Origin of the sequence: Streptomyces sp. Root1304, from assembly GCF_001426405.1 — a bacterium.
In the GTDB taxonomy this organism is placed as follows: Bacteria; Actinomycetota; Actinomycetes; order Streptomycetales; family Streptomycetaceae; genus Streptomyces.
Genome location: NZ_LMEP01000028.1, coordinates 82,397 through 108,160, shown reverse-complemented (window position 1 = coordinate 108,160; position 25,764 = coordinate 82,397). Strand labels below are relative to the sequence as shown.

General features: G+C 72.9%; 20 protein-coding genes and 1 tRNA gene. 12 read left to right on the top strand and 9 right to left on the bottom strand.

The window, feature by feature from the left end; translation table 11 throughout:
• Nucleotides 1-278: 278 nt before the first annotated feature.
• On the top strand, nucleotides 279-2,510 hold the full coding sequence (locus ASD33_RS32905) for a transglycosylase domain-containing protein (protein ID WP_056569272.1): 2,232 nt from the start codon (nucleotides 279-281) through the stop codon (nucleotides 2,508-2,510).
• A gap of 93 nt (nucleotides 2,511-2,603) precedes the next feature.
• Here the strand turns inward: ASD33_RS32905 and ASD33_RS32900 are convergent, their stop codons facing one another.
• Entirely contained in the window at nucleotides 2,604-3,068 is a 465-nt protein-coding gene (locus ASD33_RS32900; protein WP_056569269.1) for a GatB/YqeY domain-containing protein, read from the bottom strand.
• Nucleotides 3,069-3,142: 74 nt separating this feature from the next.
• Between ASD33_RS32900 and ASD33_RS32895 the strand changes: the two genes are divergently transcribed.
• The 3 genes from ASD33_RS32895 to ASD33_RS32885 all read left to right on the top strand — a co-directional run bounded on the left by ASD33_RS32895 (nucleotide 3,143) and on the right by ASD33_RS32885 (nucleotide 4,948).
• A complete protein-coding gene (locus tag ASD33_RS32895; protein ID WP_056569265.1) occupies nucleotides 3,143-4,081 on the top strand; it encodes a metallophosphoesterase in 939 nt (312 codons plus the stop codon).
• A gap of 17 nt (nucleotides 4,082-4,098) precedes the next feature.
• Nucleotides 4,099-4,836 (top strand): Pr6Pr family membrane protein, encoded by a 738-nt coding sequence (locus ASD33_RS32890; protein WP_056569261.1) that lies wholly within the window; start codon nucleotides 4,099-4,101, stop codon nucleotides 4,834-4,836.
• Nucleotides 4,837-4,874: 38 nt separating this feature from the next.
• Nucleotides 4,875-4,948: transfer RNA gene (locus ASD33_RS32885), tRNA-Pro, on the top strand.
• Nucleotides 4,949-5,078: 130 nt separating this feature from the next.
• Here ASD33_RS32885 and ASD33_RS32880 read toward each other — a convergent pair.
• The gene (locus ASD33_RS32880) at nucleotides 5,079-5,903 is read right to left on the bottom strand and encodes a DUF2182 domain-containing protein (RefSeq protein ID WP_056569258.1); all 825 of its coding nucleotides are present in this window, start codon (nucleotides 5,901-5,903) and stop codon (nucleotides 5,079-5,081) included.
• A gap of 181 nt (nucleotides 5,904-6,084) precedes the next feature.
• Here ASD33_RS32880 and ASD33_RS32875 point away from each other — a divergent pair, with 181 nt between their 5' ends.
• Nucleotides 6,085-6,738 (top strand): DUF1326 domain-containing protein, encoded by a 654-nt coding sequence (locus tag ASD33_RS32875; RefSeq protein WP_056569255.1) that lies wholly within the window; start codon nucleotides 6,085-6,087, stop codon nucleotides 6,736-6,738.
• A gap of 21 nt (nucleotides 6,739-6,759) precedes the next feature.
• On the opposite strand, the gene ASD33_RS32870 is transcribed toward ASD33_RS32875, so the two are convergent.
• On the bottom strand, nucleotides 6,760-7,113 hold the full coding sequence (locus tag ASD33_RS32870) for a metalloregulator ArsR/SmtB family transcription factor (protein ID WP_056569252.1): 354 nt from the start codon (nucleotides 7,111-7,113) through the stop codon (nucleotides 6,760-6,762).
• A gap of 201 nt (nucleotides 7,114-7,314) precedes the next feature.
• Here ASD33_RS32870 and ASD33_RS32865 point away from each other — a divergent pair, with 201 nt between their 5' ends.
• Together ASD33_RS32865 and ASD33_RS35655 are read left to right on the top strand one after the other, a co-directional pair.
• On the top strand, nucleotides 7,315-7,494 hold the full coding sequence (locus ASD33_RS32865) for a hypothetical protein (protein ID WP_199863638.1): 180 nt from the start codon (nucleotides 7,315-7,317) through the stop codon (nucleotides 7,492-7,494).
• A 37-nt stretch (nucleotides 7,495-7,531) separates the two neighbouring features.
• The gene (locus tag ASD33_RS35655) at nucleotides 7,532-7,651 is read left to right on the top strand and encodes a DUF6126 family protein (protein ID WP_242427271.1); all 120 of its coding nucleotides are present in this window, start codon (nucleotides 7,532-7,534) and stop codon (nucleotides 7,649-7,651) included.
• A gap of 52 nt (nucleotides 7,652-7,703) precedes the next feature.
• Here the strand turns inward: ASD33_RS35655 and ASD33_RS32860 are convergent, their stop codons facing one another.
• From ASD33_RS32860 to ASD33_RS32840, 5 genes are all read right to left on the bottom strand, one after another.
• Nucleotides 7,704-8,132 carry a hypothetical protein gene (locus ASD33_RS32860; RefSeq protein ID WP_056569246.1) on the bottom strand — a complete coding sequence of 143 codons (429 nt, stop codon included), beginning with the start codon at nucleotides 8,130-8,132 and terminating at the stop codon, nucleotides 7,704-7,706.
• A gap of 16 nt (nucleotides 8,133-8,148) precedes the next feature.
• On the bottom strand, nucleotides 8,149-9,816 hold the full coding sequence (locus tag ASD33_RS32855) for a SulP family inorganic anion transporter (RefSeq protein ID WP_079045157.1): 1,668 nt from the start codon (nucleotides 9,814-9,816) through the stop codon (nucleotides 8,149-8,151).
• 68 nt (nucleotides 9,817-9,884) lie between these two features.
• Nucleotides 9,885-10,226, bottom strand: a complete 342-nt coding sequence (locus ASD33_RS32850; RefSeq protein WP_056569241.1) for a metalloregulator ArsR/SmtB family transcription factor — start codon at nucleotides 10,224-10,226, stop codon at nucleotides 9,885-9,887.
• Between the two features lie 136 nt (nucleotides 10,227-10,362).
• Complete coding sequence (locus tag ASD33_RS32845; RefSeq protein WP_056569668.1) at nucleotides 10,363-15,147, bottom strand: DNA repair ATPase; 4,785 nt, start codon at nucleotides 15,145-15,147, stop codon at nucleotides 10,363-10,365.
• Between the two features lie 253 nt (nucleotides 15,148-15,400).
• Nucleotides 15,401-17,545 (bottom strand): flotillin family protein, encoded by a 2,145-nt coding sequence (locus ASD33_RS32840; RefSeq protein ID WP_242427254.1) that lies wholly within the window; start codon nucleotides 17,543-17,545, stop codon nucleotides 15,401-15,403.
• Between the two features lie 319 nt (nucleotides 17,546-17,864).
• Here ASD33_RS32840 and ASD33_RS32835 point away from each other — a divergent pair, with 319 nt between their 5' ends.
• The 4 genes from ASD33_RS32835 (at nucleotide 17,865) to ASD33_RS32820 (ending at nucleotide 23,434) form a co-directional block, all read left to right on the top strand.
• Nucleotides 17,865-18,926 (top strand): helix-turn-helix domain-containing protein, encoded by a 1,062-nt coding sequence (locus ASD33_RS32835; RefSeq protein ID WP_056569238.1) that lies wholly within the window; start codon nucleotides 17,865-17,867, stop codon nucleotides 18,924-18,926.
• A 231-nt stretch (nucleotides 18,927-19,157) separates the two neighbouring features.
• Nucleotides 19,158-21,206 (top strand): potassium channel protein, encoded by a 2,049-nt coding sequence (locus ASD33_RS32830; protein ID WP_063992024.1) that lies wholly within the window; start codon nucleotides 19,158-19,160, stop codon nucleotides 21,204-21,206.
• Nucleotides 21,207-21,241: 35 nt separating this feature from the next.
• A complete protein-coding gene (locus ASD33_RS32825; RefSeq protein ID WP_056569233.1) occupies nucleotides 21,242-22,117 on the top strand; it encodes a glycosyltransferase in 876 nt (291 codons plus the stop codon).
• 141 nt (nucleotides 22,118-22,258) lie between these two features.
• Nucleotides 22,259-23,434 carry a serine/threonine-protein kinase gene (locus tag ASD33_RS32820; protein ID WP_079045140.1) on the top strand — a complete coding sequence of 392 codons (1,176 nt, stop codon included), beginning with the start codon at nucleotides 22,259-22,261 and terminating at the stop codon, nucleotides 23,432-23,434.
• A gap of 27 nt (nucleotides 23,435-23,461) precedes the next feature.
• On the opposite strand, the gene ASD33_RS32815 is transcribed toward ASD33_RS32820, so the two are convergent.
• Nucleotides 23,462-23,743: a hypothetical protein gene (locus tag ASD33_RS32815; RefSeq protein WP_056569226.1), complete on the bottom strand. Its 282-nt coding sequence runs from the start codon at nucleotides 23,741-23,743 to the stop codon at nucleotides 23,462-23,464.
• A 174-nt stretch (nucleotides 23,744-23,917) separates the two neighbouring features.
• Here ASD33_RS32815 and ASD33_RS32810 point away from each other — a divergent pair, with 174 nt between their 5' ends.
• A complete protein-coding gene (locus ASD33_RS32810) occupies nucleotides 23,918-25,747 on the top strand; it encodes an alkyl sulfatase dimerization domain-containing protein (protein WP_056569223.1) in 1,830 nt (609 codons plus the stop codon).
• Nucleotides 25,748-25,764 lie beyond the last annotated feature (17 nt).

Here is a 25,764-nt window from a genome sequence, read left to right as displayed (position 1 = left end):
ATGTGTGCGCGTCAGATCACCCAGGGGAGTGATCGAAGGACATGCGTGTGATAGCGGACATATCCCTTGGACATGCCCTTATCCAACGGGCCCACAAGGGGCGCCGTGTGACGCATGAGCCGGAATCGGACACGAGGTCCCCATGCTTCGGGGTCATGGGAATTCATGCCGATGTCACACCCGGGTCTTGATGCCAGACCGCACTGCTGTGACAGTTGGGAGCAGCTTAGGCCAAGGCATATACGCGTGTCCGGCGAATGAGAACGTAGGCTGCCCCCATGGCAAAGAAGCGCTCGGGCGGTGGTCTGACCGGGACCCAGCAGGCCGCCAAGTTCCTCGGTGTCAGTGTGCTCGCGGGAGCCGTACTGGCGGGCATCGCCCTGCCCGCGGCCGGTGCACTCGGGCTGGCCGCGAAGGGCACGGTCGAGGGGTTCGACGAGATCCCCTCGAATCTGAAGACCCCTCCGTTGAGTCAGCGCACCAGCATCCTCGACTCCGAGGGCGGTCTGATCGCCACGGTGTACTCGCGCGACCGCAAGGTCGTCCCGCTGGACAAGATCTCGCCGTACATGCAGAAGGCGATCGTCGCGATCGAGGACGGCCGCTTCTACGAGCACGGGGCGATCGACCTCAAGGGCGTGCTGCGCGCGATCAACCGCAACGCGCAGTCCGGCGGCGTCGCGCAGGGTGCGTCCACACTGACCCAGCAGTACGTGAAGAACGTCTTCGTCGAGGAGGCCGGTGACGACCCCGAGAAGGTCGCGCAGGCCACCCAGCAGACCATCGGCCGCAAGGTCCGCGAGCTGAAGTTCGCGATCCAGGTCGAGGAGGAGCTGGGCAAGAAGAAGATCCTGGAGAACTACCTCAACATCACGTTCTTCGGGCAGCAGGCGTACGGCATCGAGGCCGCCTCGCAGCGGTACTTCTCGAAGCACGCCGCCGATCTGACCCTGGGCGAGTCGGCGATGATGGCCGGCCTCGTCCAGTCGCCGAGCCGCTACGACCCGGTCAACGACCTCCAGGAAGCGACCAAGCGCCGCAACGTCGTCCTCCAGCGGATGGCCGACGTGAAGGACATCAGCCAGGCCGAGGCGGACAAGGCGAAGGCGACGCCGCTCAAGCTGAAGGTGAAGACCCCGAAGAACGGCTGCATCACCGCCGTCGACGGCTCCGGCTTCTTCTGCGACTACGTCCGCAAGACGATCCTCAGCGACCCGGTCTTCGGGAAGACGGCCGAGGAGCGGCAGAAGCTGTGGAACCTGGGCGGTCTCACCATCAAGACCACGCTCTCCCCGAAGGCGCAGGCGGCGGCGAACGAGGCCGCCGTGGCCAAGGTCAACAAGGACGACGGGGTCGCGACCGCCGTCGTCCAGGTCCAGCCCGGTAGCGGCAAGATCCTCTCGATGGGACAGTCCCGCCCGTACGGCCTGGACCAGAAGCAGCACCAGACGACGCTGAACCTCGCCGTCGGCAGCCGGATGGGCGGCACGACGTACGGCTTCCCGGTCGGCTCGACCTTCAAGCCGATCACGGCCGCCGCCGCCCTGGAGAAGGGGCTGAGCCCGGCGCAGAGCTTCGACACCCCGACGAAGATCACCATGGCGGAGAGCGACTTCACCCGCTGCGACGGCCGGCCGGCCGGAAACCTCGACTGGCCCGTCCAGAACGAGCTCGAATCCGAGAAGGGGCTCTATGACATGACGAGCGCCCTCGGCAAGTCCATCAACACGTACTTCGCCAAGCTGGAGCAGATGGCCGGCCTCTGCGAGACGCTGACGATGGCGAAGAAGGTCGGCTACGAGCGCGAGCTGGGCAAGCCCATCAAGCAGAGCCCGTCGGCCACCCTCGGCAGCCTCGAGAGCACCCCGCTCGACATGGCCTCCGTCTACGCCACCTTCGCCAACCGCGGCATCTACTGCACCCCGGTCGTCATCGAGTCCGTCCGCGCCGCCAACGGCGACAAGCTGAACGTGCCGGACACCAAGTGCACGCGGGCCATGAGCGAGCGCACCGCCGACACCATCAACCAGATGCTGAAGGGCGTGATCGAGGACGGCACCGGTACGCGGGCCGGTCTGAGCGACCGGGACAACGCGGGCAAGACCGGTACCACCGAGGGCCGCAAGGACGCCTGGTTCGTCGGCTACACGCCGAACCTGTCCACCGCCGTCTGGGTCGGCGACGACGTCGGCAAGCGCGACGAGATGTACGACATCACCATCGGCGGCGAGTACTACGAGAAGGTCTGTGGCGGTTGCCTCCCGGGCCCGATCTGGAAGATCGCGATGACGGGCGCGCTGGACGCCTCCCAGACGCCGAGCTTCGCCGCCATCTCCGTACCGCGGGCCGAGAAGCCCAAGGCGCCGGAGGGCGACGAGGGCCCGAACAAGCCCCGGAAGCCGGGCGACGCCAAGCCGGGCGACACCAAGCCGCCGACGTTCCCCGGGATCACGCTCCCGCCGGACCTGTTCGGTGACGGGAACAACAAGGGCCGCGGCGGGAACCGCTGACCCGGTAGGCACGGACACGGACACGTGGACGTACGAGGAAGGGCGCCCCACTCGGAGTGGGGCGCCCTTCCTCGTTCACGCGGCTCGTGGGGCTCAGCCCGCGAGCAGCTTCTTCACGGAGGCGGCGACCCGCCCGCCGTCGGCCCGGCCGGCCACCTGCGGGTTCACGATCTTCATGACGGCGCCCATGGCACGCGGCCCCTCGGCGCCCGCCGCCTTCGCCTCGGCGACGGCCGCCGCGACGATCCCGTCGAGCTCCTCGTCACCGAGCTGCTTCGGCAGGTACGCGTCGAGGAGGACGCCCTCCGCCTTCTCCCGCTCGGCCGACTCGTGGCGACCGCCCTGCGCGAAGGCCTCCGCGGCCTCGCGGCGCTTCTTCGCCTCCTTGGCGATCACCTTCTGCACCTCGTCGTCGGAGAGTTCGCGCTTCGTCTTGCCCGCGACCTCCTCCTTGGTGATCGCGGTGATGGTCAGCCGCAGAGTCGAGGAGCGCAGTTCGTCGCGCTCTCTGATCGCGACGTTGAGGTCGGCCTTGAGCTTCTCCTTGAGCGTGGTCATGGGGTCAAGTGTGGCAGGTGCCCCGCCCCACCCGCCCGCGCATTTACGCCCACCGGGTCTGCGACGATGGGGGGATGCGCGCACGGTACGGCATCCCCCTGAAGATCACGGCAGGCCTCACGGCGACGGCCGCCGCCGGAATCGTCTACGCGGCGGGCTTCGAGGCCCGCTCGTTCCGGCTCCGCCGCGTGACCGTCCCGGTGCTCCCGCCGGGCATGAGCGACCTGCGGATCCTCCAGGTCTCCGACATCCACATGGTGAGCGGTCAGCGCAAGAAGCGGGCCTGGCTCCAGTCCCTCGCGGGGCTGCGCCCCGACCTCGTCGTCAACACCGGGGACAATCTCTCCGACACGGAGGCGGTGCCGGAGGTGCTCGACGCGCTCGGGCCGCTGATGGAGTTCCCGGGCGTGTACGTCTTCGGCTCCAACGACTACTACGGGCCCACGCCGCGCAACCCCGCCCGCTATCTCAAGGAGAAGGTGCAGGGCCGGCACGGCCTCAACGGCAACAAGCCCGTCGTCGGCGCCGTCCACAACCCGTGGGAGGGCATGCGGGACGCCTTCGACGCGGCGGGCTGGGTGAACCTCACCAACACCCGCGGCCGGCTCAAGCTGCCGCAGGCGGACCTGGCGTTCACCGGCCTCGACGACCCGCACATCAAGCGGGACCGGTACGACCGGGTGGCCGGCGGCCCCGACGCCGGGGCGGACTTCACGGTGGGCGTGGTCCACGCCCCGTACCTGCGGTCGCTCGACGCGTTCACGACCGACGGGTACGAGCTGATCCTCGCCGGACACACCCACGGCGGGCAGCTGTGCATCCCCTTCTACGGGGCGCTCGTCACCAACTGCGACCTGGACACGGACCGGGTGAAGGGCCTCTCCACGCACACGGTGGGCGACCGCACCTCCTACCTCCACGTCTCGGCGGGCTGCGGCACCAACCGCTACACCCCGGTGCGCTTCGCCTGCCCGCCCGAGGTCACGCTGCTCACCCTGACGGCGCGCGCCTGAGCACCTACGGTGGGGGCATGTTCACGCCCCACACCGCGGCCGTGCCGGCCTCCGCCGTCATACCCCCCGCGCGCCGCCGCCCCTACGCGGCGGCGTTCCGGGCCCTGATCGCCCTGGCCGCGCTCACGGGCCTGGTCATCGAGTGCGTGTACGGGGACGTCCTCGTCGTCCTGAGCTTCTTCACGATCTGGTCCAACATCCTGGTCGCGGCCGTCCTCGGCGGCGGCGCGGTCCGCGCCTGGACCCGCCGCCCGCCGCTCCCGGCGCTGTGGACCGGCGGGGCGCTGCTCTGCGTCACGGTCGTCGGCCTGGTCTTCCACCTGGTCCTCGACAACCCGTCGAGCGGGTTCGACCAGGCGGCGGAGATCGCCCGCCTCACCGGGGCGAAGGCGGTCGCGAACCAGCTGCTGCACACGGTGACCCCGATCGGCACGGCGATCGACTTCCTGCTCCTCACGACCCCCGGCGCGCTCCACTGGCGGCACGCCGCCCAGTGGCTGGCGGCCCCGGGCCTCTACTTCGCCTTCGCGCTGGTACGCGGCGAACTGATCTCCCCGGACGCGCCCACCCGCTACACGTACCCGTTCCTCGACGTCACCGCCCACGGCTACGCCGGCGTCCTCACCAACGCGGTCGTCCTCGGCGCGGCCTTCTACGTGCTGGGCCTCGCGATCGTCGCCCTGGACCGCATCCGCCCCGCCCCGCGACCCCCCGAATACCGGATTTCGCCTCAGCGCGCGCGTGGGCTAAAGTAAGCGATGTCGCCGCGACGTGAAGAACAGAGCAGCGACATCGGGGTGTAGCGCAGCTTGGCAGCGCGCTTCGTTCGGGACGAAGAGGTCGTGGGTTCAAATCCCGCCACCCCGACAGCCGTAACAGCAGGTGAGGCCGGTACTGGATTCAGTACCGGCCTCACCTGTTTCTGTCGTTGTGTCACATGACGGCGCAGAAGCCTCGTCGCCTCGGTGGCAGTCGGATCCGCCTCCGCAGGGCCGGGTCAGAGGTGGAGCATTTCCGTCATGGGTGACTGCGGGGCCTCCAGGCCGGGCAGGAGCCAGGTCTGGAACGGGGCCAGGACCGCCAGGGCCAGGAAGGCCACGCCTACGGCCCTGGAGAAGACGGGGCCCAGGCGCCACAGTTTCTCGACGAAGATCACCGCGGCCAGCGCCGCCATCGCCAGGACGTTCATGACGCCGAGCGGGACGAGGACGATCATCAGTCCCCAGCAGCAGCCCACGCAGTACAGGCCGTGGTGGAGTCCGACCCGGAAGTCGCGGGCGCGGGGGCGGAAGCCGGCGTACCGGACGAGCTGGCCCACCGGGCTCTGGCAGTGGCGCAGGCACATGTCCTTGAGCGGGCCGAGCTGCTGCAGTCCGGCGAGCAGGAAGACGCCGGCGCCGATCCAACGGCCGGCGGTGGGATGGTCCCGCACCAGGGCCCCGGTCGCGGCGAGGATCCCGTACGTGAGGAGACCGAAGGCCGTCCAGGCCAGCAGGTAGCCGCCCACGAACTGGGTCGTACGGGCCGCCCGGGCCATCCCGCTCGACCGGCGGCCGATGGCCCGCGCCCAGGTGACGGCCACCGGTGCCACCGACGGGAACATCATGGCGATCATCATGACCAGCCAGAACAGCAGGAACAGGGGCACACCCATGCCCATGGTCCCCGGCTCGATGCCCATGTCCCGGGCCTGGCCGACGACCAGGATCCAGCCGAGCACCGCCAGCACCACCATGAGCAGCCAGGCGAGCGCGATCTCCCGCGCCGACAGCAGGTTCGCCGGCCTCAGGGGTGGCGGATAGGCCCTCCGGTCGAGGCGCACCCTTCCAGCACAGCACACCGGCGCTCCGGACGCGCCCGCAGCCGGATGACATGCCGCGGGGTGGAGGGGAGAATGGGAGGGGACAGACCCGTGAGACCGGGCGGGTGCCGGTGATGCTTCCCGGGGGTTCGCCGACCTCAGCAGACCGCCGTCCGGCACGGGGTCACGAGGAGGCGGCGACATGTCCGAGACGACGGCAGCGACGGTTCCGAAGTGGCACGCCGCCGGGGACTGGTTCGATACGTGCAGGTGCAACGTGCCGTGCCCCTGCAGCTTCGCGCAGCCGCCGACCTTCGGCGCCTGCGACGGCGTCCTGGCCTGGCACATCCGCGAGGGGCGCTACGGTGACGTGCCGCTCGACGGCCTCAACGTGCTGATCCTCGCGTCCTTCGTCGGCAACGTGTGGGCCGAGCACTCGGACGCGTACGGGGCGGTCTTCCTCGACGAGCGGGCCGACGACGCGCAGCGCGAGGCGCTCCAGATGATCTTCGGTGGGCAGGCGGGCAGCTGGCCCGCCGAGATGATGGCGATGTTCGGCGCCGAGCTGCGGGGCATGGACGTCGCCCCCGTCGAGGTGGAGGTCGCGGCCGACCTCTCCGGCTGGCGGGCCTCGGTCCCCGGCCGGGTCGAGGCGAGCGCCGAGGCCCTGACCGGACCCACGACGCCGGAGGGCGCGCGCGTCCAGTCGACGAACCTGCCGGGATCGGAGACCGGACCCGGCCAGACCGCGACCTGGGGCAGGTCGACGGCGGACCGGGCCGACGCGTTCGGATTCGAGTGGAGCCGGGACGGCCGGTCCAGCAAGCACATCACCTTCGACTGGTCCGGACCCTGACGCGGCCGGGGCGCGCCCCCGTCAGGCGGGCGGGTTCGCGTCCGGTGCGGAGGCCCGCTGCAGGTCGGCCAGGAGTTCGGCCTGTCCGGCCAGGACGCCGGAGAGGATCTCCCGTGCCACCACGAGCAGCGCGGCCACCCGCGCGTCGGGCAGGGAGTAGTACACGCCGGAACCCTCACGGCGCGCGACGACCAGATTGGACCGGCGCAGCACGGCGAGCTGCTGCGAGAGGTGCGCGGGCTCGACGCCGATCTCGGTCAGCAGCTCCGCCACCGCGTGCTCGCGCACGCTCAGCAGCTCCAGGACCCGGATGCGTACGGGGTGCCCGAGCGTTTTGAAGAACTCGGCCTTCAACTGGTAGAGCGGCGCGCTCACCTGGCGCTCCCCCGGCCCGCACGGGAGATCTCCGCAGCGGCCCCACAGGACCGCCGTCGCATCCCGACCGTGTATCGCGTCCGCCCAGAATTCTTCGCCATGGGGACCATCCTCGCCCCTTCGCACCGACCTGACGGCCTCGGTAATTGCTAAGATTGGCAATTACTAAACATGAGGGCGACGACGGAACGGGGAGTGGACGTGAGCACGTTCGTCGAGGCGGTGCGGGAACGCGTACGCGCGGCGCGGGAGCGCCTCGCGGCGGCGCACGGAGCCGAGGACCCGTACGAAGCCTCACTCGCCGCCGACGAGCTGGACGACGCCCTGCGGCTGGCGCGCAAGCACGGGATCGACGCGGCGGACGAGGCGGCCGAGGGGTGAGGGCGTGAAGGGACGTGAAGCGCGCGACGGCGGCGACATGGAGCGGTGGAAGGAACGCGGCGTGATGCTGCGGGTCTTCGTCTACGTGTTCGCGACGCATCTCTTCGCCGGCTTCGTCTGGCTGCTGTTCTACGTCGGGCAGCACGCGCCGAAGTAGCGGCGGGCGGGGCGCGTCCGGGTCGTGGCCCGCACGCCCCGCCCGCGGTGGGTCAGGTCTGCCGGGCGACGGGCTCGGAGCGCCGCACGGCCAGCGGCCAGTCGTCGCTCTGCCACTCCCGCCGCTCCTCGGCCGGGGCGTCGGGGCCCGCGTGGGCGGCGAGCGCGGTGGGCAGGTCGCAGTGGACGGGGATGGGCCGGTGGTCACCGGCCGGGACGAGGGAACCGTCGGCCGGGATCGCGGCGAGTTCGAGCGGGCGGCCGTCGGCGGCGAGCCGGCGGGCGGCCTCGGCGACGGCGAGCTGGCCGCCGACCGACCAGCCCCGCAGGCTGGTCAGGTCGAGGATGACCGGCCCGGTGCCGCGGGCGAGGACCCAGCCGACGGCTCCGTCGAAGCGGGTGACCGCGTCGGCGCCGAGGAACCCCGCGAGGGAGAGCACGGCCAGATGGGGGTGGGTCGTGTAGCGCCATTCGATGGTCAACGGGCTGCCTTCGTTCTTACAGGGGGCTTGGAGGTGCCGGGCTCACAGGGGGCGTGTGCCGTCCGGGTGCGGCGGCGAGGATCCCCGTCTCCCGCAGATGGGCGCGGGCTCCGGCGATCGCCTCGGGCGTCGTGGCGTACTCGCGTCCGTCGAGCCGCAGCAGGTCCAGGGCGCCGACGGAGTCGAGGGCCCGGCGCTGCCCCGGCCGGATCCCGGAGGTCATGACCACGATGCCGCGCCGGTTCAGCTTCTCGACGGCGTCCTTGAGGACGAGCGCGCCGGTGGCGTCGACGGTGGTGACGCGGGACATGCGCAGGATGATGACGCGGACGTCGGCGACCTCGGTGAGTTCGAGGAGGAAGCGGTGGGCGGCGGCGAAGAAGAGGGGGCCGTCGATGCGGTAGGCGACGATGTGCTCGGCGAGCAGGGCGTGTTCCTCGTCGCTGTGCTCGCCCGGCAGGTCGGGGCGGAAGTCGACCTCGGCGAGCCGGGCCTGCTGGGCCACGGCGCGCAGGGCGAGCGCCCCGGCGACGACGATGCCGATGATCACCGCGTAGACGAGGTCGAGGGCGAGTGTGGCCGCGGCGGTGAGCCCGAGGACGACGGCGTCTGAGCGGGTGGCCTTCGCCATGGCCCGCAGCGAGCCGACCTCGACCATGCGGACGGCGGTGGCGAGCAGGACGCCGGCGAGCGCGGCCAGCGGGATCTTCGAGACCAGCGGGGCGGCGGCGAAGACGATCACGGCGAGGACGGCCGCGTGGGTGAGGGCCGCGAGCCGGGAGCCGGCGCCGGAACGGACGTTCACCGCGGTACGGGCGATGGCACCGGTCGCCGGGACACCGCCGAACAGCGGGGCGGCCAGGTTCGCGAGCCCCTGCCCGAACAGCTCCCGGTCCGGATCGTGCTTCTGCCCCACGGTCATGCCGTCGGCGACCTGCGCGGAGAGCAGGGACTCCAGCGCGGCGAGCGCGGCGACCGCGACGGCCGGGGCCATCAGGGACCCGATCCCGGACAGGTCGACGAAGCCGAGTGACGGGGCGGGCAGCCCGGCGGGCAGATCGCCGATGGGCGCCGCCGCGTCGAGGTGGAACACCTGCGCCACGACCGTGGCGACGACCACGGCCACGAGGGAGAAGGGAACGGCGGGCCGCCACCGGGCCCCGAGCAGCATGAGCGCGGCGACGCCGAGGGCGAGCCCCACGGCCGTCCAGTTCGGTGCGTCGACGAACGCCTCGACGGCGCGCCAGGTGACCGTGAGGACGCGGTCGCCCTCGGGCTTGGCGACACCGAGCGCGTTCGGCACCTGCTGGAGACCGATCACCAGGGCGATGCCGAGGGTGAAGCCCTCCACGACGGAGGCGGGGATGTAGGCCATGTACCGGCCGGCGCGGGCCAGGGCCAGACCGACGACGATCAGTCCCGCGAGCAGCCCGACCGTGAGGACACCGCTCGGCCCGTACCGCGCCACGATCGGCACGAGGACGACGGTCATGGCCCCGGTGGGGCCCGACACCTGGAGGTTGGAGCCGCCGAAGAGGGCGGCGAGCGCCCCGGCGACCACGGCGGTGGCGAGCCCGGCCTCCGCGCCGAGGCCGGAGGAGACGCCGAAGCCGAGCGCGAGGGGCAGGGCCACGATGGCCACCGTGAGCCCGGCGAGCAGATCACGGCGCGGATCGCGGCCCATGGCGGCGAAGTCCGCGCGGGTGGGCAGGAGAGCACGCAGGTGGCGCAGTGCCGGAGTGGTGAGGGTGCTCACCGGCCCGCGACCTCGGCTTCCCGCAGTTCGGTGAGGAGCTCGTGCTGCCCGGCCAGCATCTCGGTGAGGATGCGCCGCGCGGCCTGCATCAGGTCGGCGACGTCTCCCCCGGCCAGCGTGTAGACGACCGTGGCCCCCTCGCGCGTCGAGGTCACGATCCCCGACCGGCGCAGCACCGCGAGCTGCTGTGACAGCGAGGGCGGTTCCACCTCGATCGCGGCGAGGAGGTCCCGTACGGCCATGGGGCCGTTCTGCAGCAGTTCAAGGACCCGGATGCGTACGGGGTGCCCCAGCATCCGGAAGAACTCGGCCTTGGCCTGATACAGCGGAACCGGCACGATCGCCCACTCTCCTCACACCCGGCGCCACCGGGGTGTGCGTCGTCCGACGTCGTGCCCGCGGCTACCTGCGGGCACGACCCCCCAAGGATGTATCGAATTGCCGAATTATGCAATTGAGACACTTGCTATGGGGTCAGTGGGCGGCCGGCGGTGTCCCCTCCGGGTTCCCCGTCGTCGCTCGCGTGATCGCCGTCTCCACCGCCGTGACGCGGTTCGCCAGGTCCGTCAGGGCCGCTACCGCTCTCGTCAGCGGGGTGTCCTCGGCGGCGCGGTGGGTCGCGGTGATCTCGGTCCACCGGGCGGTCTCCGCGGGGGTCAGGGGGCCCCTCAGGGTGGCCAGCTTCAGCAGGTTGCTCTCGGCTTGTGTCGTCAGGGTCTGGGCTTCGGCCCTGTAGTGGTCGTCGATGACCGCGGCGAGTTCCGTGTCGTTCATCGAGGGGGTGAGGCGGGCCGTGATGCGGTTCATGTTGCGGTACGAGCCCTGGAGGCGGAAGGGCGGTTCCGTGCGGGTGTCGTCGGACTGGGCGGCCGAGGCGATGTAGGCGCGGTTGACCGCCAGGACGGTCTCGCGGGCCGTCAGGACGTGGCGGAGGACCGCGAGGATCCGGTCCAGTTCGGCGGGCGGGCAGGGGTGGGCCAGACGGTCGCGGCGGGCGGTCGGGTCACCGGCCGCCAGCCGGGTCAGCAGTTCCAGGTCGGCGCGGTCGCGGCCGGCCAGCGGGGCGAGGACCGGGTGGGAGGTGAGGGCGTTCTCGACGAAGCTGAGGGCGAAGGCCTCCTCCTTCCCGGTCAGGACGTCGCCGAGGTTCCAGACGTCGGCGCGGTTGGCGAGCATGTCGGGGACCTGGAAGCTCCGGCCCGACTCGGTGTACGGGTTGCCGGCCATGCAGACGGCGAAGCGCTTGCCCCGCAGGTCGTGGCCGTTCAGCGTGCGGGTGGCGTCGCAGAGCGGGATGAACTTCTGCAGGAACTCCGCCGAGGTGTGCTGGATGTCGTCGACGTACAGCAGGACGTTGTTGCCCGCCGTCAGCGCGAAGTCGATCTTCTCCAGTTCGCGGCGGGCCGTGGCGTCGGGCGCCTCGGCCGGGTCGAGGGAGGTCGTGCGCTGACCGAGGGCCGGGCCGTCGATCTTGACCAGGAGCAGGCCGAGGCGGTCGGCGACGTACTCGACCAGCGTGGTCTTGCCGTAGCCCGGCGGGGAGAGGAGCAGCAGCAGGCCGTGCGAGTCGGTGCGCTTGGCGGCGCCGGCCGCGCCGAGCTGCTTGGCGAGGCTGTCGCCGATCAGGGGCAGGTAGACCTCGTCGACGAGCCGGTTGCGGACGAAGGAGGACATGACCCGGGGCCGGTGCTCGTCCACCCTGAGCCGGGCGCGCTCGGCGGCGACGAGTTCCGCGCGGCGGCGCTGGTAGGCGCGGAAGGCGGGCACCTCGTGGTCCGCGAACTCCCGTGTCCTCGCGAGGTACTCGTCGAGGCGCAGGTCCAGGGCGCGGCCGCGCACCCGGGGGTGGGCGCCGAGCAGCCCGGGGACGGTGGCCGCGGTCGGGGCGGTGACCTCGTAGCGTTCGAGCCCCGGGCCGAGTTCGACGGCGACGGCCTCGGCGATCACGGCCGGGTCGGGGTCCTCCCCGGCGGCCGAGGCGTACGCGGAGAGCCAGACCTCGACGAGCTGGCGCCGGGCTCCCGGGTCGGTGAGACCGGCGAGGGCGTCCTCGTACGCGGAGCCGCCGACGGCGCGGCGGAACTTGTCGAGCAGGGTCCCCGCCGCGTCCGAGAGCGCGAAACCGGCCGGGGCGCAGGCGAGTTCGTCCACCAGGTACGCGGCCGCCGCCGGGTCGCCGATCTCCTCCGCCAGCTCGCCCCGCAGCCCGTCGAGGGCCGAGGCGTCGCCGAACAGGTCACGGGCCCCGGTGAGCGCGACGGCCCGCCGCGTCCACTGTTCGCGGGCCCCGGCGGTGGTGGCGTGCGCCCAGAACATCTGGGCGGCCGCCCGCGCGCCCGCCGGGTGCCGGAGCGGTCCGGCGCTCTCGTGGAGGCCGAGCAGCACCTCCAGGATCGCCGCCGCGTCGTGGTCGTGGACCCCGCGCTCGTACCCCTCGTCGTAGGCGGCCTCCGCCGCGCGCCGGGCGAGCGCGGGCAGGTCGGCGTCGGCCAGGCCGTCCGTGCCGTGCTCGGCGAGCAGGCGCGCCGCGAGGTACTCGGAGCGGTAGACCTCCGGGGACTCCGAGGGCAGCGTCCGGTCCCAGAACGGGCGGGTCTCCGCGAACCCCGGGTCGGTGACCGGGGCCCGGTAGTCGGTCCCGGTCAGGGCGAACGCCAGGGTGTCCCCGTACGGGACGAGCGTCAGCTCCGGGGCCTGCCGGTTGACGGCGAAGCGGTGCCGGCCGAGGCGGATCGTGTCGCCGCCGTCCGCGTACAGGTCGGTGCGGTCCCGCAGGGCCCGGCCGGCCTCCTGGCGGGCCGAACCGAGCCGGCCCTCCAGTTCCTCCGCCCGCACCTGGTCGCCGAGGGTGCGCAGTTCCCCGGCGGTGCGGCGGACCTTGCCGACCATGGGGTCGGAAGCGAAGTAGGTGTGGACCTCGTCGAGCGAGCCGAGGGAGGCGGCGCGCCGGGCGACCGCGTCCAGGAGGCGGCCGGCGGACTCCGCGAGCCGCTCCGCCCGGCGGGCGCGGGCGTCCTGGAGGGACTGCCCGCGGGCCGTGAAGGCCTCGTGGACCTCGGTGCGCCTGCGGGTGAGGTCGGCCAGGAACCCGTCGTGCTCGGCGAAGCGGGACTCCAGGTTCTCCAGCTGGAGCAGCAGGCGTCCGAGCTGTTCCTCGCAGCGCTCGGGGGTGTCCGACGCGGCCAGCGCGCCGGTGACGGCCTGCCCGAACAGCGCGGACTCGGCGGCGAACTCGGCCCGGCCCTCGCCGTCGAGGAGTTCGGCGCGGCGGGCGGTGAGCACGGCCCGGGCCCGGTTCAGGGAGCCGAGGACGTCCGCGATCCGCTCCAGGATCGAGGTGCGGACGGTCGCGTCGCCGATGTCCAGTCCGGCGACGGTCTCGCTGAGCGTGCGGAGTCCTTCGGCGTGCGCGTCGAGCCGTTCCCCGACGGGGCCCGTCTCGGCGACGGTGGCGAGTTCGCCGGCCTCGGCGGCGAGCCGGGCGGCCTCCGCGTGGTGGGCGGTGAAGGCGTCCTCGCGGCGGAGGAACGCGACGGCCCGCCGGCCGGCCGCGACGATGTCGGCCCCGACGTCGGCGGCGAGCGCGTCGACGCGTTCCGTGTCCGCGTGACGCATCTCCTTCAGCGTCACCAACCGCCCCTGTGCCCGGCGGAGTTCGGTGATGCGGTCGATCCACTCCTCGGCGGTGGCGGGGGACTCGCCGCGGACGCGCCGGACGAGACCGGCGATCCGGGCGGCGGCCTCGTCGAGCGCCTCGGTCGCCTCGCGGGTGAGCGTCGTCACCGTCCTGAACTCGTCCAGGACCTGGGCGGCGGTGGTCCGCAGCTCGGTCAACGGGCCGCGCAGGTACCCCACTTCGGGGTCGCCCAGCCAGTGGTGGACGTCGGCGGCGCGGACGCAGGCGGCGACGAGCGCCGCGTACACCTCGGTGGCGGGGGTGAGTTCGGTGGCCTGCCGGGCGATCGAGAGGCAGTCGGCGATGCCCCGGACGAGGTCGGCGTTGCCGATGCGGGTCAGCGGGCCGTCCCCGGCGGTGCCCGCGTGGGTGTCGGCCGCGTACGGCGTCCGCCAGATCTGTACGGGGTGGGCCCGGCCGGCCTCCCCCGGTTCGGCGCGCAGGACGACCATCGTCCCGTCGTCGAGGAGGGTGTGTCCGCCGCAGACGACCGGGGTGGCGATCTCCTTGCGGATCAGGTTGTACGGGAGGAGCAGCCCCCGGCCCTCCGCCGCGGCGTGGAAGACGAAGAGGATGTCCTCCCCGTCGGGCGAGCGGACCGCCCGGTCGAAGGCGAGTCCGGAGGTGTCGGTGTCGAAGGTCTTCACGGCGCCGGAGGCCAGGCAGTAGCCGCCGGGGAACACGATGCCCTCGTCCTCGGGCAGCCGCAGGCAGGCCTGCCCGATGCCGTCGAGCCTGACGACCGTTCCGGTCAGGGTGTTGAAGACCAGATGGCGGGTGGTCTCCTCCTTGTACGGGCGGACGCGCACCAGGACCAGGGCGCCCACCGTGGCGTGCGCGACGTCGGCGTCCGCCAGGGACTGGAGGAGTTCGTCGACGGGCTCGGAGTGGATGCCCTCGCCGGTCTCGGTGTCGTTCTCGGTCTTGACCGTCAGCGTCCCGCCGACCGTCGAGACGAAGATGCCGCCGGCGAGCGCGATGTGCGGGTGCCGGCCCGGCACGTGGTCGTCGCGGGTCGCCGCCGTCCACTCGACGTCGTGCGAGTCCGGTGCGGTGTTGTCGCGGTCGCCCCGGGCGTCGAGGAACCGCGTCGCGCCGGACGGGTCGACCGACCAGCGCAGGACGCGGAGGTCGTCGGCCTTCGCGCCGGTGCGGAAGACCGCGAGGAGGCGGTCCGCCACCCGGCGCAGCCGCAGCAGACGGGCGCCCCGGAAGTAGCGGTGCAGTGCGGCGAACTCGGCGAGGAAGGCGGGGTCGTCGAGCAGGCCGGGCACGGCGTCGGCGGGGAGCGGGTCGAGCGCGCGGTCGTGCAGCGTGAAGACGTCGGAGACCGGGCGCTCGGCGTCCCCGGTGTCTCCGGCGGCGGTGCGGCTGCCGAGGAGCAGGACGCCGTCCCCGACGGCGACGAGGTCGCGCGGGACCGCGGGGCGCTCGGTGCGCAGGCGGCCGGTGCCGGTGAGGGCGATCTCGCCGGAGCCGAACTCGGCGGTACGGGCCCGGTTCAGGGCCTCGGTACGGCGGGCCAGCTCGGCCGCCTGCGCGGCGAGCCGGTCGCGGAGCACGCCGTAGGTGTCCTGGTCCATCGGGGCGTCCTGCACGGCGGCCGTCCGGCCCTGCTCCGTACCGGCGCCCGCTCCGGCGTCCGTCCGGCCCCGGCCCGTCCCGGCGCCCGTACCCACGCCCGCCCCGTCCCGTTCCGTCCCGGTGCTCATCCGGCTCGACTCCCTTCCGGTGCTCATCCGGTGCTGCTCCCCTCGTGGCGTGATGTGTGCGGGTCCGGTGCCGCGGACTCCCCCGTGCGGCACCGGACCCGTCGTGACCGCTCCCCCGATGCGGTCAGCCGGTGAGGGCGGCGGTGTCGCCCTTCTCGGCGCCGTTGACGCCGTTGACGCCGTTGGCTCCAGTGGCACCGTTGACGCCGGTGGTGCCCTTGCCGCCGTGCCCGTTCGCGTTCCCGTTGCCGAGGGCGCTCACCAGGCCCGCCCCCGTCGCCCCGTCGAGCACCCCCGAGTTCATGACCTTCGTCAGGAGCGCCGAGACGCTGAGGTTCTGCACATCGGCGGTGGACAGCGAGCCGAGCACCTTCGTGAGGTCCTCCGTGAAGGAGCCCTCGCCGTTCAGCCACGGGCCGGCGAGCGCCTGCGCCGTACGGCTGTGGTCCATGAAGCCGTCGACGGACCGGCCCATCGAGACCGACTGCACGAGCCGGTCGAGGAAGACGGACTCGCCCCCGACGATGTTGATGTCGGCGTGCTCCAGGCCGGTGGCCAGGACCGTCGCCTGGGCCTCCGCGACCTGCCGCTGCACGTCGAGGCCGGCCAGCCGGATGTCCTTCTCGGCCGCGAGGCGGAGCCGGTACTCCTCGTGCGTGCGGGAGGCGTCGTCGAGCGCCGCCATCGCCGCCGCCTTCTCGGTCAGACCGGCGGCCTCCGCCTTCAGCTTCTCGCCGATCGCGGTCGCCTCGGCGAGGGCGATCTCACGGGTGCCGACGGCCTCCGCGAGCGCCTTCTCCCGAGCGCCGGCGGCCTCGGCGCGCAGCCGGGCCTCGGTGGCCTCGGCCTCCGCGCGGCCGGCCTTCTCGATCGCGTCGGCCTCCTTCTCCCGGACCTGCACGGCGGCCAGTCCGGCGGCGGCGGCCTCCGCCTGGACCCCCTCGGCGAGCCGGATCTTGGCGCGGGCGTCCATGTCGGCGGCCTTGTTGCGGGCCTCGGCCAGGGTCAGTTCCTCGGCGGCCCGGTGGACGGCGGCCTGCTCGGCGGCCTCGGCCGCCTTGATGTCCTTGACCAGCTTCTCCTGGGCCTCCGCCTCGGCGGCGATCACGACGGCCTGCCGGGTGCGCTCGGCCTCCTCGACCATCCGCAGCCGCTTGATCGACTCCTCCTGCTCCGCGACCGTACGGTCCACGGCGACCCGCTCGCGGATCACCTCGGCGATGTCGCGGCGCTCGGCCTCGACCTCCTTCTCCGCGGAGATGCGGGTCAGTTCGGTCTCCCGGTCGCGGGCGATGACTTCGAGCAGGCGGTCCTTCTCGATGCGCTCGTTCTCGACGGCGATGACCCGCTCGCGGTTCTTCTGCGCGACCGCGACCTCACGGGCCTGGTTCTCCCGCTGGACGCCGAGCTGCTCCTCCGTACGGAGGAAGGCGCTCTGCGCCCGCAGCCGCTCCTCCTCCACCACCCGGGCGGTCTCGGCCTCCTCGCGGGCCCGCGAGGTGTCGATCTCGCGCTTCTGCTTGATCTCGGCGTCCGCCTGACGCCGCTCCAGCTCCAGGATGGCCTCGCGGGCGTCGACGTTCTGCCGGGTGATCTCCTTCTGCTCGTTCTGCCGGTACTCGTTCGTCCGGACGTTCTCCAGGGCCGTCAGCTCGGTGATCTTGCGGATGCCCTGGGCGTCGAGGATGTTGCCGGGGTCGAGCTGATTCAGCGGCGTCTGCTCGACGTGGTCGATGGCCGCGTCCTCGAGGTGGTAGCCGTTGAGGTCGATGCCGATGAGCTCGATGATCCGGTAGCGCAGTTCCTCGCGCTTGGTGTAGAGGTCGGTGAAGTCGAGCTGCTTGCCGACGGTCTTGACGGCCTCGGAGAACTTGGCGTGGAACAGCTCCTGGAGCGTGTCCTTGTCGCTGGCCCGCGTGGTGCCGATGGCCTGCGCGACCTTGATGACGTCCTCAACGGTCTTGTTGACCCGTACGAAGAACGAGATCCGGATGTCGGCGCGGATGTTGTCCCGGCAGATCAGGCCGTCCCGGCCCGTGCGGGAGATCTCGATCGTCTTCACCGAGATGTCCATCACCTCGGCCTTGTGCAGCACCGGCAGCACGACCTGCCCGGTGAAGGTGACGTCGACCTTCCGCATCTTGGAGACGATCAGCGCCTTGCCCTGCTCGACCTTGCGGAACAGCCGGCTGAGCACGAAGACGAAGACGAGTGCGACGAGCAGGACGACGGCGCCGAGCACGCCGACGCCCGTGGTGATGGCATCCATGAGAAGTCCTCGGGTGAGGTGTGACGCGTGAAGGTGCGACGCGTGAGGTGAGACGCGTGAGGTGTGACCGAAGAGGTCAGGGGGGTGCGGCCGAGCGGCCGTGACTCCCCCCTGACACGCGGACACTTCCGGCCCCCGGCACAGGACCGCTGTCCCCGTGCCCCGGATGGCTCCATCCTGCACCGGGTATGTCCGTGTTCGCATTGCCGGTGTCCGGCAACCTTTAACGCCTTCTTTATGCCGGAGGCGCTCCCGGCTGGCACCCTTGGTCACCGTGTGCCGGTGAGACGTCCGGGGCACAGGGGATCCGGGAGGGAACATGACGGAACGCACGGGGGGACCGGAGTACCTGGAGGGGTACGCCGAACTGCTGGCCGAGGTCTGCGCGACCGGACGGCGGCTCACCCGCGAGGAGCTGGAGGGGCTGCGCTCGCGCGGCGAGGGGGCCGCCGAGGCCGGTGTCGGGCTGCGGTTCTTCGTCCGGGAGCACCTCGCCGCCGCGCGGGCGGCCCAGTCCGGTGCGCCGCTGACCGATCCCGACCGGCTCCTCGCCGCCATCGAGCAGACCGTCGACGCCTTCGCCGAGGGCCACGAGCGCGCCCAGACCCTGGCCGTACGCCAGGAGGAGGCCGCCCGGCGGGAGTTCATCGACGACCTGCTGTACGGCCGCAGCGACCTCGGCCGGCTCGCCGAACGCGCCGAGCGGTTCGGGCTGCTGCTCTCGCACGCCCACGCGGTGGCCGTCGCCCAGGGGCCCGAACCGTACGCCGACGGCTACCCGGTCTCCCGCGGCGTCGAGTCCTCCCTGCTGGCCCGGTTCGGCGCCCGCCGCATCCTGCTCACCACCAAGGACGGGCGGCTGATCTGCGTCGCGCCCGCCGACGAGCCCGAGGTGCTCAGCCACTTCGCCAAGCAGGCGTACGCCGCGACGAACGGCGGCCGGGTCGCGGTCGGCCGGCCGCACTCCGGCGCGGGCGGCGTCGTCCACTCGTACGAGGAAGCCCTCAACGCGCTCGACCTCGCCGACCGCATGGCCCTCGACGACCCCGTCCTGTACGCGGCGGACCTCCTGGTCTACCCGGTCCTCACCCGCGACCGGCAGGCCATGGAGGACCTCGTCAGCACCGTGCTCGGCCCGCTCCAGCAGGCGCGCGGCGGCGCCCGGCCGCTCCTCGACACCCTCACCGCGTACTTCGACTCCGGCTGCGTCACCACCGACGCGGCCCGCCGCCTCTCGCTGAGCGTGCGCGCCGTGACGTACCGCCTGGACCGCGTGCACCGGCTGACCGGCACGGACCCGGGCGACCCGACCCAGCGCTACACCCTCCAGACGGCCGTCATCGGCGCGCGCCTCCTCAACTGGCCGGCCCGGGAGCTCTGACGGGGGGCGGCGGCCTCGTACGGCGCCGGGGGAGGGGCGGACGGCCTCGTACGGCGCCGGGGGCGGGGCGGACGGCCTCGTACGGCGCCGGGGGGGGCGGACGGCCTCGTGCGGCGCCGGGGGCGGGTGAAGGCTGCCGACGTCCGGCAGTGACCCGGCGCACGCGGCGGTGCCACGATGGGCCGGGCCCCTGCTGCCGGGGGCCGGGGTGGGGCCAGGGGCGGGGGAGACATGACGGGGACAGTGCCGCACCAGGGAACCGGGGCCACCCGAGCCGACGGGCCCATGCTGATCTGCGGCGACGACGGACTCGCCCACCGGCTGGCCGCCGAACTGCGGGACGTCTACCGCCAGCGGGTCGTCCTCGTCGTGCCGGAGGAGTGGGCCGCCCAGCGGGAGCCCGAACCGCCGGACGTTCCCGACACCGCGCCGACCGCAGCTTCCGGGGCTTCCGCCGCTTCCGCCGCTTCCGCCGCTTCCAGCTCCCCCGCCTCCCCCGCCTCCCCCGCCTCTCCCGCTTCTCCCGCTTCTCCCGCTTCTCCCGCCGACGCGACGACCGGCGGACTCGTCCTGCCCGTACGGGTCATGGCGGCGCCCGCCCCGACCCGGGCGGTGCTGCTGCGGGCCGGGGCCGACCGTGCGACCGCCCTCGCGCTGCTCTACGAGGACGACGAGACCAACCTCCGCGCCGCGCTCGCCGCCCGCCGCCTCAACCCCGGCGTCCGGCTCGTGGTGCGGATGTACAACCGCAAGCTCGGCCAGCGTCTCGAGGAACTGCTCGACCAGGCCGCGCTGGTGCACACGCCCGGCATGAACCGGGCCGTCCTCGACGCCTCCACCACCGTCCTGTCCGACGCGGACACCGCCGCGCCCGCCCTCGCCGCCACCGCCGTCGCCGGGACGAGCAAGGTCGTCCAGGCCGACGGCGTCCTGCTGCGCGCCGCCGAACGCCCGCCGCCCGTACGCGGCGAGGTGCCGGACGGCGGCCTCTGCACCCTGGCCCTCCTCTCGTCCACCACGACCGACCCTGCGGGCGCCGAGGGCTCGGAGGCGGACGGCGGACAGGGACCCGACCTGCTGCCCGACGACCGGACCGTGGCGGGCACCGCCGGGCGCGGCAGCGTCGTCCTGGAGACCGTCCGGTACGCCGGTCCCGCCCTGCCCGTACGGCGCCTGGCCCGCCGCGGCGCCCCGCTGCGCGAGCTGTTCTCCGCCCGGCTGCGCTGGGCCGTCGCCGGGTTCCTCGCCTCCGCCCTGGCCCTGACCTGCGTCACCACGCTGCTCACCGACGCCGACCCGGTGCACGCCGCCTACCTCACGCTGCTCGACCTGTTCTCCATCAACGACCCCGCGCTCGGCGCGCCGGTCACCCACCAGGTCCTGCAGCTCCTGTCCGGTCTCGTCGGGCTGGCCCTGCTGCCCCTGCTCGTCGCCGGAGCGCTGGAGGCGCTCGGCACCTTCCGCGACGCGGGCGCGCTCCGCCGCCCGCCCCGGCGGCTCTCCGGCCATGTCGTGCTGCTCGGGCTCGGGAAGGTCGGCACCCGGGTCCTCGCCCGGCTGCGCGAGCTCGACATCCCCGTCGTCTGCGTCGAGGAGGACCCCGACGCCCGGGGCATCCCGCTCGCCCGGGCCCTGCACGTGCCGGTCGTCCTCGGGGACGTCACCGAGGACGGGGTCCTGGAGGCGGCCAAGATCGACCGGGCGCACGCCCTGCTCGCCCTCACCAGCTCGGACACCACGAACCTGGAGGCGGCGCTCTCCGCCCGTACGTCCAAGGCCGATCTGCGGGTCGCGCTGCGGCTGTTCGACGACGACTTCGCCACCGCCGTGTACCGCACGCTGCGCACCGCGTACCCGGACGCGCTCACCCGCAGCCGCAGCGTCAGCCACCTCGCCGCGCCCGCCTTCGCCGGGGCCATGATGGGCCGCCAGATCCTGGGCGCGATCCCGGTCGAGCGGAAGGTCCTGCTCTTCGCCGCGCTGCTCGTCGCCGGACACCCGCAGTTCGAGGGCCGCACGGTCGCGGAGGCGTTCCGGCCGGGGGCCTGGCGGGTCCTCGCCCTCGACACGGCCGTCCCCGCCGCCCGCCGCCCCGACCTCGCCTCCGCCCATCAGGACGGCGACCGGCCCCAGCTCCTGTGGGAACTCCACCCCGGTTACGTCCTGCGGCCCGAGGACCGCGTGGTCATCGCGGCCACCCGGCGCGGCCTGGCCGAACTGCTCGCCCGGCGGCCGGCGGGGCACGACGCCCGGGGCGCGCAGGGCGACGACAGGCCCTAGCATCGGCGGATTGTCGATCACTGGAGTTCACCGCCATGCCGCTGCCCCGTATCGGAGTCGTCATCGTGACCATGGGCACGCGCCCGCGGGAGTTGGAGGCGCTGCTCGCTTCGGTGGCCTCACAGGACGTGCCCGCCGCGCGGGTCGTGCTCGTGGGCAACGCGACGCCGCTCACCGACGTCGAGACGACCGCCACCAAGATCCCGCTCGACGAGAACCTGGGCTGCCCCGGCGGCCGTAACGTCGGCCTCGAACTGCTGCGGGACTCCGGCGAGGTGGACGTCGTGGTCGAGCTGGACGACGACGGGCTGCTCATCGCGGACGACGTCTTCCGGCGGGTCCGGGACCTGTTCGCGGAGGACCCGGCGCTGGGGATCGTCGGATTCCGGGTCGCCGACGAGCACGGGCACACCGAGCGGCGCTGGATCCCCCGGCTCCGCGCGGACGACCCGATGCGGCGCGGCCTCGTGACCGCCTTCCTCGGCGGCGGGCACGCCCTCTCTGTGCCGATGCTCCGCCAGACCGGGCTGTGGGCGGGCGAGTTCTTCTTCGGGCACGAGGAATCCGACCTGGCCTGGCGGGCGCTCGACGCCGACTGGAAGATCCTCTACGCGCCCGAACTCGTCCTCCAGCACCCGAAGACCTCCCCGGCCCGGCACGCCGGCCACTACCGGTTCACCGCCCGCAACCGGGTCTGGCTGACCCGCCGTCGGCTGCCCGCCCTCCTCGTCCCCGTACACCTCGGCGTGTGGATGCTGCTCACCCTGCTGCGGACGCGGTCCCTGACGGCCCAGAAGGCGTGGTGGGGCGGCTTCTTCGAGGGCGTGCGGACACCGTGCGGACCCCGCAGGCCGATGCGCTGGCGCACGGTGTGGCGCATGACCAGGCTGGGCCGTCCGCCGGTCCTCTGATCCTCCGGTCCTCCGTTTCCGGAGGCGGGAGGAGCGCGGCGGTGGCGCGCTCGGGGGGAGCGCGGCGAGAGACGCCGGCGGGCGGCTCTACGCTGGTTCTCTTCCGTCACGTTGATCGATCGTCGAAAGGGTGGTCTCCCGGTGCTGGTCGCGGACCGATATCGGCTTCATGTGTGTATCGGCCGGGGCGGCATGGGCGAGGTGTGGCAGGCCACCGACGAGGTGCTGGGCCGGTCCGTGGCCGTGAAGCTGATGCTGGCGCACGCGGCCGACCCCTCCGCCGGTGACCGGTTCCGCCTGGAGGCGCAGACCGCGGCCCGGCTGAGCCATCCGCACGTGGTCGGCGTCTTCGACTTCGGCACCTGGGACGGAAAGCTCTTCCTCGTCATGGAGCTGGTGGAGGGCGACAGCCTCGCCGGCACGCCCGCCGAGCCGCTGGTCCTGCCCGCCGAGCGGGTCGCCGTGGTCGCCGCGCACGCCGCCGCCGGGCTCGCCGCCGCGCACCGGCAGGGCGTCGTGCACCGGGACATCAAGCCGGGGAACCTGCTGGTCGACGCCGACGGGACGGTCAAGCTCGCCGACTTCGGCATCGCGCGGTTCGTCGACGACCCCTCGGGCGCGCTCACGACGACGGGTCAGATCGTGGGCACCGGGCTGTATCTGGCGCCCGAGCGGGCGCTCGGGCAGCCCGCATCGTCCGCGTCCGACGTGTACTCGCTGGGCTGTGTGCTCTACCAACTCCTCACCGGCCGGACGCCGTTCCGCGCGGACACGGCGACCGCCCTGCTGTACCAGCACATCGACACGCCCCCCGTGCCGCCGAGCAGACTCGGGGTGGTGCTGCCGCCCGACTTCGAGACGTATCTGCTGAGCCTGCTCGCCAAGCAGCCTGAGCAGCGGCCCCCGGCGCAGGCCATCGCGGACTGGTTCTCCTCCGGCGCCTGGCGTGCGTACGCGCAGCCCGCCCCGGCGCAGCCCCGCCCGGCCGCCGCACCGCACGCCCCTCACCTGCCCCACACACCTCACGCCACACACGCGCCGCACAGCACTCACGGCGCGCACGCCCCGGTGGCCCCGCAGGTGTCGCAGGCCCCTCAGCACCACCCCGGTCCGCCGCCGCCGGCCGTGCACACCCGGCCCGCGCCCACCTCGGCCGCCCCGCAGGTGCCCGCGTCCCGGCGCCGCGAGCGCCCGGGCTCCGGCAGCGGCGGCGGGCTCGCCGAGCTCTCCCGGCGCCGCCCCCGCAAGACGGCCGCCGTGGCCGGGGCCATCGCCTTCGTCGTCTTCCTGGTCATCGGGATGGCCTGGCTCTCCTGAACCCGGCCCACTCGACGGTCTCCGGCCTCAGTACAGCCTCGGTGCCATCACCTGTGGTTCCGCGTCACCGCTCGCGAGCAGCAGGCAGCGCGGTACGCCGGGCCCCGGGGTGGCCCGTACCGTCACCGTCGTCGGCGGGTCGGTCGGCAGCTCGATCGGGACCGACACCGGCCGGTCGTCCGTGGTCGTGGCGTGGCCGGTCTCCTTGCCGTCGACGAGGACCTCGACGGAGGGGGTGTGACCGGTCTGGACGGTCGCGGAGACCGAGTGCCCGAGGTAGTCGATGTGGAAGTGGTGGCGTCGCCTCATGGGTCACCTTCCTGCCCCCTCTCAAGAGTAGGCAGGAAGGCCCGTGCGCGCCGCTCGCACGGGCCCCGGCGGGCGCCCCGGGGCCGTCCTCCGCCGGAGTGCGGCCGTACGGTCCCGGTGTTCAGATGGACCGGTACGCCGCACACCGCCCCCGCGGAACGGAGCACCCGGCACATGAGCGACACCCTGCCCTCCTTCGAGGACACCACCGACTTCGAGAACGCCGACCGGGGTTTCCTCGGCGCCCTCGTCCCGGGCGTGATCACCGCCGCCGACGGGCGGACGATCTGGGACAACGACGCCTACGGCTTCCTGAAGGCCGAGTGCCCCGACACCGCGCACCCGAGCCTCTGGCGCCAGGGCCGGCTGTGCGCCCGGCAGGGCCTGTACGAGGTCACCGAGGGCATCTACCAGGTGCGCGGGCTCGACATCTCCAACATGACGATCGTCGAGGGAGAGCGCGGGGTCGTCGTGATCGACCCGCTGATCTCCGCCGAGACGGCCGCCGCCGCCCTCGCGCTCTACCGGGAGCACCGCGGCGAGCGCCCGGTCACCGGCCTGATCTACACCCACTCGCACGGCGACCACTTCGGCGGCGCCCGCGGGATCCTGCCGCACGGCACCGAGGAGGGCGTCCCGATCCTGGCGCCCGCCGGGTTCCTGGAGCACGCGGTCAGCGAGAACGTGTACGCGGGCGGGGCGATGGGCCGCCGCGCCGGGTACATGTACGGCGTGATGCTGCCCAAGTCGCCGGAGGGCCAGATCGGCATCGGTCTCGGCCAGGCCACCTCCACGGGCACGATCACCCTGATCCCGCCGACCGTGGACATCGTCCGCACCGGCCAGGAGGAGACCGTCGACGGGGTGCGGATCGTCTTCCAGCTCACCCCGGGCACCGAGGCGCCGTCCGAGATGAACTTCCTCTTCCCCGACCACCGCGCCCTGTGCCTGGCCGAGAACGCCACGCACAACATGCACAACGTGCTGACCCTGCGCGGCGCCGTCGTCCGCGACTCCCGGATCTGGGCCCGGTACCTCGACGAGGCCATCGAGTACTTCCACGGGCGGTACGACGTCGCCTTCGCCTCCCACCACTGGCCGACCTGGGGCCACGACAACGTGGTGCGGTTCCTGTCCGAACAGCGCGACCTGTACGCGTACACGCACGACCAGACGCTGCGGATGCTCAACGACGGTCTGACCGGCGTCGAGATCGCCGAGCGGATCCAGCTGCCGCCCGCCCTGGAGAAGTCCTGGCACGCACGGGGCTACTACGGCTCGCTCTCCCACAACTCCAAGGCGGTCTACCAGCGTTACCTGGGCTGGTACGACGGCAACCCCGCCCACCTCTGGGAACGGCCGCCGGCCGAACTCGCCGAGCGGTACGTGGAGGTGGCGGGCGGCCCGGCCGCCGCCCTCGCCAAGGCCCGCGCGTACGTGGCGGCGGGCGACCTCCGGTTCGCGGCGACCCTGCTGAACCACCTCGTCTTCGCCGACCCGGAGGACACCGAGGCGAAGGAGACGCTGGCCGGGGTCTACGAGCGGCTCGGGCACGGCGCCGAGAACGCCACCTGGCGCAACTTCTACCTCACCGGCGCCAAGGAGCTCCGCGACGGCCCCCGCTCCGAGATCGTCGAGCTCGCGAACCCCGAGATGCTCATGGCCCTCACGGTCCCCATGGTGCTCGACTCGGTCGCGATCCGCGTCGACGGACCGCGCGCCTGGGACGACGAGCTGACCATCGATCTCGTCCTCGACGACGAGAACGCCCGCCACCGCCTCACCCTGAAGAACGGCGCCCTCACCCACCGGGCCGCCACGGGCGAGCCCCGGACGCCCGCCGGGCTCACCCTCACCCTGACCAAGGCGCAGCTGCTCGGCCTGCTGTCCGGCAAGGGACTCCAGGAGCTGGGGATCGGGGTGGACGGCGACCCGGCGCTGCTCGCGCGTCTCCTCTCGTACGTGACGAAGGCCGACCCCGACTTCCCGATCGTCACCCCGTGAGCCGCCTCCCGGCGGCC